Source organism: Nonomuraea sp. JJY05 (assembly GCF_043496855.1).
GTDB lineage: Bacteria > Actinomycetota > Actinomycetes > Streptosporangiales > Streptosporangiaceae > Nonomuraea.
The window spans coordinates 1-13303 of the sequence record NZ_JBIEIS010000066.1; the positions used below are offsets into that span (position 1 = coordinate 1).

The following is a 13303-nucleotide window of genomic DNA, read 5'->3' on the forward strand; positions in this document are numbered from 1 at the left end:
CAACGGCCAGCTCAGCCCCGCCGAATACGAACGCCGACACGCGCTCAAGAACGCCCAAGACCTCGACTATGCTGCCGCGTAGTCGCAAGCCCTGATGTGTCTATCGAACCGGGGCAACTCCAGCTCCTTCGCCGAATGGTGAGAAGCAAGTGACCGGCGGCGCGGCATGTCATGCCTTGGCGTCGGGCACCGTGAAGTTCGTCGTGACAGGCACTCCTGGGGGCGAGTTGGTGCAGGAGGTCCTGCTCGAATAGGGAAGCGTGCTCTATCGGTGCCACGTCGCAGTAATAGCGTGGCTGCTCCAGGCCTGTTCGTTGGGACAGGCCGCGGCAGCAAATCAGGTTGGTCGACCTGGCGGCGAGCCAGTCGTGAGGCGATGCCGGCGACGGTCTTACGGTACGCCGGTGAGCTGGGGCGGCGGCGGACGGGGTGGCGTGACCAGGTCAACCCCGCTTACGGAGCACCCTGCCGCATCAACAGACCACACTATTCAGTAAAGTAGTCATATTTTTGTTGACATTAGTAATGCGTGGCGGCATTCTGCGAGTCAAGTCCCGCATCACTTGGCGGAGCCGACAGTGTTAGCGCCCTTAGAGAGTTCCGCCGGGTCAACGGAGGGAACCCCCCATGTCAAGACGCATGAGCCGTCGCCGCCTCCTCGCCAGTTCCGCCTTAATAACCGTTCGCGTCGACCAAGGAAGGCGCTGGCAAGCAGGACGGCAACTACTCCATTCAAGCGGTTGCTAAAGATGACAATCTCCTCCACGGGGACGCTCTCAATAGATCCTATTCCGACTACCGGGTCGTGCCCGAGGAAGAGTTCTGGGCCAAAGTCGTGAGCTAGTCAAGTCTGCGGGGTGGGGATGATCGAATGATCGTCCCCACCCCATGCCGTTGAGAAAGCCAAAGGAGCAAGACGATGGACACGACGCGGGCACTGCCCACTGAGAGCCAGTGGGATCTGCTGGACGAGTACGCCTTGAATGCCCGCTTCGATGCGGCATGGATCGACACGGAGGACGTCGAGGAGATCGCCGGGCGTTTCCGTGCAGATCCGAGCTCCGGAATCCCTTGCGATCTCAGCACAGCATTCCAACTGGCCTACGAGAACCAGCAAGACAGTCTCGTGTGGATCGGGACGCACTCCCCGGGCTGGTCCGTCGCGATCACCATGGACGGCAGTTTCACACTCCGGGAGGGGGCGAGCTCGCAAGGAAGGCTCATCATCAGTTATTGGCACATGGCCGAACTGGGCGAGACCGGCGATGAGGGAATGACCTATTACCACGATGGAGAGTTCATGGGCATAATCGGGGTGCAGGGGTTCCAGGAATACGCGCGCGATCTGGACTCGTACACCAGCTTTCAGGAGGAGGTGGAGAATTACCTCATACTCGCAGGGCGGATCACGGGTCGTTTCCTTGACCGGGACTGGTTCGCGGCGCAGCGGGCCCTCTACCGCATTCCGAAGGGCGCCTGGCCTCGCTGGTGAGCCTTTCCCACCCGTACACACAGGCTGGTTGGGTGAAGGGCCAGAAAGCAGCACATGGTCGACGGAATTGGTAGCAGAGATGAGGAGCCGAGCCAGAACCCGGCGGATTCGGCGACGAATAGGGCGGCCAAGAAGACGTCGCGCGGACTCGTGGGCGCCACGTCGGCCAATGGCTGCTCGACGGTTGCTCGTACCGTTCAATCTGCCATTGGACGGGGGCCACGTCACGGATCCTGTTCCTATATCGCTGTACTGAATTCGGCGCAAGTGTCACATCATGGCAATAGTCAAGAACACATGGCTGTTCGGCGGTTGCTCGCGCGTACGCAATACCGTTCGGCCTCCATCGCCACCTCCCGATACGACGGTCGGGACGATCATGGACAGAGTGATAGAAAAGATCATTCTGCGCCTCATAATCCGTGGGTCGTGGGTTCAAGTCCCACCCACCCTACTTACCAATACCGCGCTCGACCTGGGGTTTCTCGATTCTCGGCGGCCTCGGATCACATTGTTGATCATGGTCGGTTGCTCGGTGGTTGCTCTTGTGTACGGTCGTGTTCGGCGGTAGATCGTTTAGACAGCCATCGTCAGTTCAGACCCCGGTGACGCCCATCAGAAGATCAAGCCAGAAGGTCTGCACAGCGCCGCCGGTCAGCGGTGGCCCGATGGGCGCGCCTGCGGCTCGCACTCGTCCACGCGCCCCTCGTGGAGGCGATGGAGGCATCCGTCGTGAACGTAGTCGACATGATCGGCATGCGGAACCGCGACGTGCCCACACCCAGGCCCGTGCCCGTGAGTGTGATCAGCATGCTGGCGGTGTTCGGCGGCGACTGTCATGTCCAGACCCCCATGGATTCGTCACCGATGATCCTTTAGGCGGGGGAGGCTTCCCAAATAGCGCTACGCCAGGAAGCGCGATATCGACGAGTCGATACCCGCTGTTGGAGATGGCAAGACCTTTACCCTGGCCCTCTCCGGTGAAGGCCCCGACCTCCCCTGACTGGAGAGCCAGAGCGACGACCGCCACGCTCTTGACGGTCGCGTCGTCTCATCTCTAACCTCGCAAAGCGGAAATGATTATCAATCCTGTCGAGGGCGTGGAAGTGGCAGACCAATACAAGCGATCGGCGGAGTTCGTGGACGTGATGATCGCGTCGCACTGGGCGGCCCTGGCACCGCCGCTGTCGCAGGCGCTGCGCGGCGTCACCGGTCCGATCGTCGATGTGGGCGCCGGAGGAGGGCAGGGCACCCGCATGATCGCGGAGGCGGTGCCCGAGGCCGAGATCGTGGCCGTCGAGCCGTCGGCGGCGCTGCGGTCCGTCCTGCTGGCGCGGGTGAACGAGAGTGCGGAGCTGCGTGACCGGGTGACCGTGTTGCCGGAGGGTTTCCTCGATGCGGCGCTGCCGAAGCAGCTGGGCGCCGTCGTCGCCATGAACGTCATCGGCCACTTCGACCCGGCCGGACGGCAACGGATCTGGAGCCTGCTCACCGAGCGCCTCGTCCCCGGCGGCCGGGCGGTGCTGGACCTGCAGCCGCCCACCGAGCCGATGACGGTGCCGGAGTCCCGGTTCGCCGACGTGCGGGTCGGGCGGCGCAGGTACGAGGGATGGGGTCGCGCCGAGCCCGCAGGCCCCGACCGGATCACCTGGCACATGACATATCACACCTACCACGATGATCAGCTCGTGGACGAGCTGGAGGTGGCCTACGCCTGGTGGGTGCTCGACGAGCGGCAGCTCAGGGCGGAGCTCGGCGGGCACGGCCTCACGCCGACCTCTACCGGTCCGGCCGGGCTCGGCATGTATCTCATCGACAGAGCAGGTGCGTGAGATACGAGGTGATCGTGACCGGGCGAATGCTCTCCTCAAGCAGTTTGAACACGGTTACCGTTCGCATGAGATTGGTTCGGTCTTTGATGGGAGCTCAGGTGCGAAGACGGGCCGCGATCATGCTGGTGGCGCTGTTGGGAGCGGTCCTGTCGGGATGCGGCGGTCAGGAACCCGACGCACAGGATGGGAAGCAGCTCACCCTGGCGGCCCCGCGTGATCTGGTCGCCGGCCCCGAGGATCCGTACTACACGCACCAGACGTTGCGGGTGTGGGAGCCCTTGGTGACAGTGGACGACAGGTTATGGCCCGTCCCGGCACTGGCCGTCTCCTGGGCTGCCACGGACGGGGGGCGGCGCTGGACGTTCACGCTGCGCGACGGCGTACGGTTCAGCGACGGGACACCGCTGACCGCCGAGTCGGTGGTCGCCAACATCAAGCGGTTCCTGCGGATCGCGCCCCGCCAGTCGGCGTTCTTCAGCCTCGACGCCGGCATGGAGGTGGCGTACGGCAAGCTCGGCGACGTCCGCGCCGAGAACGGCAAGGTGGCGTTCGTGCTGAACGAGCCCGTGGCCGACTTGCCGAGCAGGCTGGCGGGCTTCTACAGCATGGTGCAGTCGCCGAAGGCGTTCGCCTCCTCGGGCGACTTCGCCGGCAAGCCGGTGGGCACGGGGCCGTACACGCTGGTCGACTGGACCAAGGGACAGCAGGCCGTGCTGGCCGCGAACCCGCACTACTACGGCGCCGCCCCCGTCTACAAGAAGATCGTGGTCAGGGTGATTCCGGACGCCAACGCACGGGTCGCGGCGTTGCGCGCCGGTGAGGTGGACGGGCTGATCGACAAGGGCGCGCTGCTGCCGGGGCAGGTCGCCGCGGTGGCCGGTGACAGCGGCTTCCGGGTCGTGCGCAGCCCGTCGGTGCTGACGCATTACCTGACGTTCAACGCCTCGCGCGCGCCGTTCTCCGACGCCCGCCTGCGCCAGGCGGCCGACCTGGCGATCGACCGTCAGGCCATCGCCGGCAGACTGCTCGCGGGCACGGCCAAGGCGGGGGCGGGGTTCCTGTCACCGGTCTTCGGTGACCTCGCCGACCCTGGCATCACCGCAGGCCACGACCCCGGCAAGGCCCGCGAGCTGATCGCCGCCGCGGGGCCGCCTGCCAAGCCCGTGAACATCCTCATCTCCTCTGCCGAGACCGGCCAGTTCCCCTACGCCGACATCGCCGAGGTGCTGCGCGCGGCCTTCGAGCAGGCGGGCCTGCCCGCGAAGGTGACCGTGGCCGAGGCCACCAAGTCCGTGATGGAGGCCGGGGACTACGACATCTTCTTAAGCGCCTACAGCGTGCCCAACGGCGACGCCGACTACCTGTTCCGCCGGTTCCTGCGCTCGGACGCGTCCTGGAACGTCGACCGGAAGCTCGGCTACCGGAACACCGAGTTCGACAAACTTGTCGACCATGCCGCGGCGCAGACGAACCCAGCCATCCGTCGCGACCTGTACCACCGGATCCAGCGTCTGCTCGCCACCGACCGCCCGATGATCCCGCTGGCCTACCAGGACAATCCCATCGTGACGACCGGCAAGGTCAACGGGGTGACGCAGAACGCGGCGTATGTGGTCGACCTGGGCAAGCTGGTACCCCTGAAGTGACCGCCGTCCTGCTGCGACGTGCGGCGGAGCTCCTGCTCACGTTGCTGGTCGTGTCGGTGCTGGTCTTCCTGCTGACCTCGCTGGCGCCGGGGGATCCGGCGGAGGAGATCCTGCGCCGCGGTGGCATCCAGCCGTCGGCGCGCAGCGTCGCGGTCCTGCGCGCCGAACTCGGCCTGGACCAGCCGCTGTTCACCCAGTACCTGCGGTGGCTGCTCGCCGTGCTCCGCGGCGACTTCGGACACTCCTACACCGACCGCTCCCCCGTCGCCGCCGAGATCCTCTCGCGTGTCCCGGCGACACTCCGGCTGGCAGGAGCGGCGGCGCTGATCTCGGTCACGCTCGCCGCGCTCGTCTCGGTCAGGGCCGCGTTCAGGCCGCGCGCGCCCGGTAGTCGCGCCGTCGCGCTCGTGACGGTGGCGATGACCGGCGTTCCGCCCTACATCGTGGGGATCCTGCTGATCAGCATAGTGGCGGTCGGCCTGCGCGCACTGCCCACAGGCGGAGACGGCAGCCCCGGCGCGGTGGTGCTGCCCGCTCTCACCCTCGGCCTGGCCGGCGCCGCGACGCTGCTGCGGCTGCTGCGGGCCGACCTCGCCCAGTCCTTACGGCTACCGTTCATCAAGCTCGCGGCCGCCAAGGGACTGCGGCCCCGGCGCGCGGTCATGGTTCACGCCCTGCGCGTGGCCGCGCCGAACGCCATCACGGCCACCGGTATGGTGCTCGCGGACCTGCTGGCCGGCGCGGTGGTGGTGGAGACGCTGTTCTCCTGGCCGGGGGTGGGGCAGCTCGCGGTGTCGGCGATCAGGCAGCGCGACCTGCCCGTCGTGCAGGCATACGTGCTGGTCACGGCTGTCGCGACCGTCCTGGTCCTGGCTCTGGTCGAGCTCTGCTTGGCGGCCGTCGACCCGCGGGTGCGCCGGTGAGGGGCCGCGCCGGCATCGCGGTGTTCGCCTCGGTCGTGCTGTTCTGCCTGCTCACGCCGGTGGCGTCGGCGTACGATCCGCACGTCCCCGACCTGGAGCGCGCTCTGCTGCCGCCCGGCGCGGAACACTGGCTCGGCACCGACCAGCTCGGCCGTGACCTCCTCACCAGGACGGCCGCGGCCGGCCGCACGTCCCTGCTGTTCGCGCTGGCCGTCACGGTGGCGACCACGGCTCTCGGTACGGTGTTCGGCGCCGCGGCGGGGCTGGCCGGTGGACTGCCCGACCGGCTGCTGCGCTTCGCCGCCACCGTGGCGCTCGCGTTGCCGGGTCTAACGCTGGCGCTCGCGCTGGCGGGTGTGCTGCGGCCCGGGTACGCGACCGTCCTGACCGCCCTCGTGCCGCTCGGCTGGGTGAACTGCGGCCTCGTCGCCCGTACGGCCACCCGGCGCGTGGCCTCCGCCGACTATGTGCTGGCCGTGCGGGCCATCGGCGCGTCGCCGCTCTACCTGCTCCGGCGCACCATCGCCCCTCATATCGCCGGACCCGTTCTGACCGTCGCCACCGCGGACTTCGCCAGGACGCTGATCGCCGTCACCTCGCTGAGCTTCCTCGGCATCGGCCTGCCGCCACCCGACACCGACTGGGGCGGCATGGTGAGCGAAGCCACGCCGCTGCTGGTCGCCGTACCTCGCCTCGCGGTCGTGCCCGCCCTCGCCCTCGCCGTCACCGGCCTGGCGGTCGCGCTCATAGTGGACACCCGCCGAAAGTTGTCCCACGCCTGAAGCGTGACCCGCGACTTCGCGGCGGCGGCCACCATCGGTATCAGTACCGTCGTGTTGCTCGGGCCGGCCGTTGTACGGCGTCCCCTGGTCTTCGCCGGCGTCGATCCCGAGGTGGCCGCCGCGCGCAGTGTGCCGCTGGTCGTACCCCAGCCGCGGCCGCCATGCGTGTCACCGCCCCCCGTTCGGTGCCGCTGCTCAGCGTCGCCTTCGCCGTCACGTCCATGGTCGGCGGCACCGGCGACGGCGTGAAGAGCATCGGAGGCGTCGTATTTCGATCACGAGAAGTGCCGGATTGTCGGCCTGATTCTGGCAAGTCGGTACGTTCTCGGCTGGATCATCGCTGATTACACTCCCGTTCGGACCGATCCCCCCTTACCGGGGCGGCGGTCCAGCTCGTCACCCACCGGGGAGGGTCAGTGATCTCTCCGGCGTCGTACAACGCGGTCATCGGCGGCGAGGTCTACCCCGACAGCGCCCGCGACTCCAACGGGCACGGCACCCACACCGCCACCACCTCCGCGGGCGGCGCGGTGGCCGACGCCAACCCCATGGGCATCAGCCGGGGCCCGATCCACGGCATCGCACCCGCCGCCCAGGTCTCGGTCTACAAGGTGTGCGGCGCGGAGGGCTGCTTCCCCTCCGACTCGGCGCAGGCCGTCGCCCGGGCCATCCTGGACGGCGTACGCGTCATCAACTTCTCGATCTCGGGCGGTTCGGACCCGTACAGCGACCCGGTCGAGCTGGCCTTCCTGGACGCGTACGCGGCGGGTGTGCTGGTCTCGGCGTCCGCGGGCAACTCCGGGCCCGGAGCCAACACCACGGACCACCGCAGTCCCTGGGTGACCACGGTGGCCGCTTCCACGCAGACCAGGACGTTCCAGTCCACGATCACGCTGTCCGGCGGCGGCGCCACGGCGACGATCAAGGGGGCTTCCGTCACCGCGGGTCTCGCCTCGCCGCTGCCCGTCGTTCTGGCGTCGGCGCCACCGTACTCGCGCCCGCTGTGTGACGTCCCCGCGCCCGCCGGGATCTTCACCGGGAAGATCGTCGCCTGCGAGCGCGGCCCGAACCGGGTGCTGAAGAGCTTCAACGTCAGGCAGGGCGGCGCGGCCGGGATGATCCTCTACAACAGCTTCCCGTTCGACGTCTTCACCGACGCGCACTGGGTTCCGTCCGTGCACATCGACAAGCCCGAGACCGACACGCTGATGGCCTTCCTGGCCGCCCACCCGGGCGCGACCGCGTCGTTCACCCAGAGCGCCAAGGCCGCTTGGCAGGGCGACCTGATGACGTACTTCTCCTCGCGCGGTCCCGGCGGGGACTTCCTCAAGCCGGACGTCACCGCGCCCGGCCTGCACATCCTGGCGGGCATGACCCCGACCCCCGAATCGCCGCTGGAGGGGCCGCCGGGCAACCTCTACCAGGTCATCCAGGGCACCTCGATGTCGGCGCCGCAGGTGACGGGCGCGGCCGCGCTGGTGTTCGCACTGCACCCGGCCTGGACGCCGGGACAGGTGAAGTCGGCGCTGGAGACCACGGCCAGGACCGCGGTCACCAAGCCGGACCGCACCACGCCGGCGGACCCGTTCGACATGGGCGGGGGGCGCATCGACCTGACCAAGGCCGGTGATCCCGGGCTGACCCTGGACGAGAGCGCGGCCAACTTCGTCGCCTCGGCCGCCGACCCGCTCGACCGGATCGACCTCAACCTGCCCTCCGTGAACGCGCCGACCATGCCGGGCATCATCACCGCCAAGCGCACCGTCACCAACACCACGGGCAAGTCGCTCACCTTCTCCGCCTCGGCCACCACCGCCAGCGGGGCGGACATCACCGTGCTGCCGCCGCGCTTCACGGTCGCGCCGGGCAAGAGCGCCAGGCTGAGCGTGGTCATCACCGCGCCGGAGCTGCCCGACGGGCAGTACTTCGGCCAGGTGAACCTCAAGCAGGTCGGCGGCCCGCGCGCACTGCACCTGCCGGTCGCGTTCTTCCGCCAGGAAGGCGCGGTGCCGGTCGACCAGACCTGCGCGCCGTCCACCATCCCCAGGAACACCGGCGAGTCCACCTGCACGGTCACCGTGCAGAACAACACGCCCGAAGACGCGGAAGTGACCGCGCTCACCACGCTCGACGGCCGCCTGCGCCTCAACAGCGTCACGGGGGCCACCAAGATCGGCAGCCAGATCGCGACCACCAAGGCGACGCTGGCCGCCACGCAGCCCGCCCGGCCGACGGTCGCGCCCGGCGCGGGACCGGCCGGATACCTGCCGCTGGACGCCTTCGGCGTCACCCCGACCCCGATCGGTGACGAACAGGCGCTCAACTTCACCGTGCCCGCCTTCACCTTCGCGGGCCAGACCTACACCAGGCTCGGGGTGACCTCCAACGGCTACAGCGTCGCGGGCGGCACCGCGGGCGGCGACGACATCACCTTCCAGCCGCAGACGCTGCCCGACCCGGCACGCCCGAACAACGTGCTCGCCTCCTACTGGACCGACCTCGACGGCACCGGCGCCCCCGGCGTCTTCGCCACGGTCCTGACGGACGGGGTCAACCGCTGGGTGGTGGTGGAGTGGCGGGTCAACGTCTTCGGCACCACCGACCTCAAGGTGTTCCAGCAGTGGATCGGGGTCAACGGCGCCGAGGACATCAGCTACGCCTACGACCCGGGCAACCTGCCCGGCGCCCCTCCCGCCGCCGCGGGCCTGACCGTGGGCGCCGAGAACGCGGAGGGCACCGGGGGTGACCAGATCACCGGGCCGCCCACCGAGGACCTGGTCGTCAAGAGCACACCGGCCGTTCCCGGCGGCACCCTGACGTACTCGATGAAGGTCAAGGGCGTCAGTACGGGGGCCGGCAAGGTGACGACGGCCACCTCGACACCGCAGGTGAGAGGGATCACGGTCGAAGTGGACAAGATCACCGTCCAGTGACCCGACGGCGGCCGTGGGCGGTTCCGCGCCCGCGGCCGCCGCACCGCTCGACCTCTTCGGAGCTGATCCACTCCAAATGTCAAGTGGCGACAAATTCCGAGAAAATCGTTACTTTCCCATGGCAGCCATTGATCACGGGGAGTGTCCATGAACATTCGCGGGAAGGCCTCGACCGCCGCGGCGGCCGGTGCGCTGCTCACCATCACCACCCTCGCCTCGGGCGGATTACCCGCAGCCGCCCAGGCCGGCGCGGGGAACGCGGCCGCCGGAGGCCCGGTCACGCATGAGGAGAACCCGCGGGTTCCCAAGGGCGCCGCGTGGACGGAGGCGTACTTCCCGTCCTCGGACGGCAGCGGTGTCGAGCTGCACGCCGACGTGCTGCGCCCGGCGCACCTGGCGGCCGGGGTGAAGACGCCCGTGATCCTCTCAGTGGGCCCCTACTTCGCGCACGCGGGTCAGACCGGTCCCGAAGGGTGGGACCGGGTCGGGCCGTCGGCGCGTTTCCAGGACTTCGTCGACGGTGCCGGCCTGATGGCGCGCGGCTACACCTTCGTGATGGTCGACCTGCGCGGCTTCGGCGGCAGCACCGGGTGCCTGGACTGGGTCGGCCCGGGCGAGCAGGCCGACGTGCGGGCCGCCATCGAGTGGGCGGCCGGGCAGCCCTGGTCGACCGGCAAGGTCGGCATGTACGGCAAGTCGTACGACGCCGTCACCGGGCTGGTGGGCAACAACCTCAAGCTGGACAGCCTGAAGGCGGTCGTCGCCCAAGAGCCGGTCTGGGACATGTACAACTACCTGTTCAGCAACAAGGTCCCGCGCCCCAACGTCACGGGCACGCCGAACGCGTACAACTCGATCGCGACGATCCCCGCGATGGCCGACGACAGCGACCGGTACAAGGCGAACGCGGCCTACGAGGCGAGCCATCCGCAGTGCCTGAGCGACAACCTCACCAACAACAACAATCCGGACCCGCGCTCGGCGTACTGGAGCGCCCGCGACCTGGCCGCCCAGGCGGCCGGCACCAGGACGCCGTTGTTCGTGACCCAGGGGTTCATCGAGCCCAACACCAAGCCTGAGGACATGGAGGAGTACCTGGGCAACCATCGGGGCCGGGAGCGCGGCTGGCTCGGCCAGTGGGAGCACGTGCGCGGCAACGACACCGACGCCGACGGCCGGCTGCTGCAGGGTCGTGCCGGCTGGTTCGACGAGGTGATGCGCTTCTACGACCAGTACCTTCGCGGCATCGCCCCGTCGGTGACCGACCCGGCGTACGCCATCGAGGACGGCCTCGGCAAATGGCGCGCCCAGCCGACCTGGCCCGTGGCCACGACGTCGTACGACGCACGACTCTCCGCCGGCCGGTACCTCGACGACGGCGGCGGCCCGGCGGCTGCCGCCCGAGCGGATGGCGGCCGCTGGGACATGGAGCACGCGCCGCGGATCGAGCCGCTGTCCAGCACCGAGAAGAGCGCAGCCAGGCAAGGCGACACCGCGGCCACCAGCTTCTGGACCTGGTCCACGCCCGCGCCGCAGAAACTGCGGATGACCGCCACGCCGCGGATCAGGCTCAACGCGAGCACGACCGGGAACGTGATGGTTCGCCTGTGGGACGTCGCCCCGGACGGCACGGCGACGATGTTCGACGAGAACGTCGCCCTGCTGGAACGCAGAGGGCCGATCTCGTTCGACCTGAAGTCGACCGACTGGACCTTCGAGCGGGGGCACCGCCTGGGGGTCCAGATCGGGACCATCGACTCCGGCCGCTGGCTGGACGTGCCGTCCGGCAACACGATCAAAGTCTCCGACGCACGGCTGACCCTGGACGTGCAGGCCCCGAGATTCGACGTGCCGACACAGGGTGACCGCTCCCCGTACCTGGACCAGTACCTCGCGGCGAACACCACCACGCTCAGCAACATCGGTCCCGGCACCTTCCCACTGAGGGTCTGGCAAGGCTGACCGACCGGCTGACCGGTACCCGCAACAGCGGGTACCGGTCAAGCTCACTTCGATGTTCCGGGATGGTCAAGGTGTGTGGCGGATGCGATCCTTCTGCCTGGCCTGTGGCTCGTGCGTGTCCGCAGTCGCGGGTCGCCAGCCACGCTGCAGGGCCAGCAGCAGGGCGCCGGCGAGTACGGCGGTGCCTGCCGTCAGCATGACGTCGCGCATGCCGGTGCCGTACGACCGCTGAAAGGTCGTGGGATCCGCGTTGGCGAGGCTCTGGGAGAGGATCGTTCCGAGCACGGCGATGCCCAGGGCGCTGCCTGCCTGGCGTGCGGTGTTCACGGTGGCGGAGGCGACACCGGATCTTTGGCGTGGCACGAGTTGGAGAGCGGCGGCGACGGCGGGGGTGATGGCCAGGCCCTGGCCGATGCCGCAGAGCACGAAGAGCGCACCTGTCGCGAGAAGGGACCGGCCGATGTCGAGCGTGGCGAGGCCCAGCAGGCTCGCGCTGATGAGTGCGTACCCGAGCAGCATGGGCAGGCGCGGGCCACGGGATGCGGTCAGCCGCCCGGCCAGGACGGAAGCGGGCATGATGGCGACCGTCATGGGCGCCAGGAGCAGCCCGGTGGCCAGTGCGCTGCGCCCCTGAGCCTGCTGGAGGTAGAGCGACAGGAGGGTGAAGGCGCCGTTGGCGCCGAAGCCGAGCAGGACGGAGGCGGCGTTCACGCTCGCGAAGCGGCGGTCGGCGAGGAGGCGGACGGGCAGCATCGGCGTGGCCTGCCGCCACTCGACGATGACGAACGCCGTCCCCGCTGCCACGGCCAGCGCCAGCAGGATGATCGTGATCAGCGAGCCCCAGCCGTTGGCGCGGGTCTCGATGATGACGTAGATCAGGATCGCCAGGGTGGCGATGCCGAGCGCTTGGCCGGCCGGGTCGAGCGCGGCGTGGTCGGGGTCGGCGCTCTCGTCGATCGTCCGTCGACCAAGCAGGATGGCGGCGGCTCCGATTGGCAGGTTGACCAGGAAGATCGCGGGCCAGCCGAAGCCGTCCACGAGGAGGCCGCCGATGATCGGCCCGGCGAGGACGGCGGCGCTGGCGCACATGCCCCAGTAGCCGAGGAGGCGGGCTCGGCGCACTGGGTCCGGCTCGGCCTGCCCGATGATCGACAGGGCGCCCGGGACGAGGAGAGCCGCAGCCATCCCTTGCACGGCGCGACCGGCGACCAGGTAGCCCAGCGTCGGCGCCAGGGCGCAGAGGAGGGAGGCGGCCAGGAAGAGCGCCATGCCGATGAGGAACCAGCGCTTCCTGCCGTACCGGTCTCCCAGCGAGCCGCCGGACAACATGCAGGCGGCCAGGCAGATGGAGAAGGCGTCGACGATCCACTGGCTCCCCGTGATGGTGGTGTGCAGGTCAGTCTGCATGGCGGGGAGCGCGACGGCGACGATGGTGAGGTCGAGCAGGGCGATGAAGGTGGCGGAGAACGCGGCGATCAGCGTTCCCCTGCGTCGCTGGGTGGTGGACAAGGTCATCCCCTCTGTGGTGCGAGATTCGAGTACGTGTGCCGCCGGGCCCAGAGCACGGCCACGGCGGTCCCGGCCAGGGAGAGCAGCACGGAGGCCGCGATGAGGAGCGGCTAACCGGCGAGGCCACCAAAATGACTGACAGTCAGTCGGACCATAACGGAAACGATTTTCATTGACAAGAGGATGGATGCGGAGATCCGCTAAGGTCGACAGCAGCCGGAAGG

9 protein-coding genes are annotated in these 13303 nt (G+C 68.8%); 8 read left to right on the forward strand and 1 reads right to left on the reverse strand.

The annotated features are described in order from the left end of the window. Positions 1-919 precede the first annotated feature (919 nt). From ACFKCF_RS55900 to ACFKCF_RS55935, 8 genes are all read left to right on the forward strand, one after another. Positions 920-1492, forward strand: coding sequence for a hypothetical protein (locus ACFKCF_RS55900; protein WP_394504922.1), 573 nt, complete (start codon positions 920-922; stop codon positions 1490-1492). A gap of 732 nt (positions 1493-2224) precedes the next feature. After that, entirely contained in the window at positions 2225-2371 is a 147-nt protein-coding gene (locus ACFKCF_RS55905) for a hypothetical protein (RefSeq protein WP_394504924.1), read from the forward strand. 221 nt (positions 2372-2592) lie between these two features. Beyond that, the gene (locus ACFKCF_RS55910) at positions 2593-3324 is read left to right on the forward strand and encodes a class I SAM-dependent methyltransferase (protein ID WP_394504927.1); all 732 of its coding nucleotides are present in this window, start codon (positions 2593-2595) and stop codon (positions 3322-3324) included. Positions 3325-3422: 98 nt separating this feature from the next. Further along, positions 3423-4970, forward strand: coding sequence for an ABC transporter substrate-binding protein (locus tag ACFKCF_RS55915; protein ID WP_394504929.1), 1548 nt, complete (start codon positions 3423-3425; stop codon positions 4968-4970). Further along, entirely contained in the window at positions 4967-5893 is a 927-nt protein-coding gene (locus tag ACFKCF_RS55920; RefSeq protein WP_394504932.1) for an ABC transporter permease, read from the forward strand. The genes ACFKCF_RS55915 and ACFKCF_RS55920 overlap by 4 nt, the downstream gene beginning before the upstream one ends. Further along, on the forward strand, positions 5890-6675 hold the full coding sequence (locus ACFKCF_RS55925) for an ABC transporter permease (protein WP_394504934.1): 786 nt from the start codon (positions 5890-5892) through the stop codon (positions 6673-6675). The genes ACFKCF_RS55920 and ACFKCF_RS55925 overlap by 4 nt, the downstream gene beginning before the upstream one ends. A gap of 416 nt (positions 6676-7091) precedes the next feature. Next, positions 7092-9608 carry a S8 family serine peptidase gene (locus ACFKCF_RS55930; protein WP_394504936.1) on the forward strand — a complete coding sequence of 839 codons (2517 nt, stop codon included), beginning with the start codon at positions 7092-7094 and terminating at the stop codon, positions 9606-9608. Between the two features lie 147 nt (positions 9609-9755). After that, positions 9756-11570, forward strand: coding sequence for a CocE/NonD family hydrolase (locus ACFKCF_RS55935; protein ID WP_394504938.1), 1815 nt, complete (start codon positions 9756-9758; stop codon positions 11568-11570). Between the two features lie 66 nt (positions 11571-11636). Here ACFKCF_RS55935 and ACFKCF_RS55940 read toward each other — a convergent pair whose 3' ends face one another. Beyond that, positions 11637-13085 carry an MFS transporter gene (locus tag ACFKCF_RS55940; protein ID WP_394504940.1) on the reverse strand — a complete coding sequence of 483 codons (1449 nt, stop codon included), beginning with the start codon at positions 13083-13085 and terminating at the stop codon, positions 11637-11639. Positions 13086-13303 lie beyond the last annotated feature (218 nt).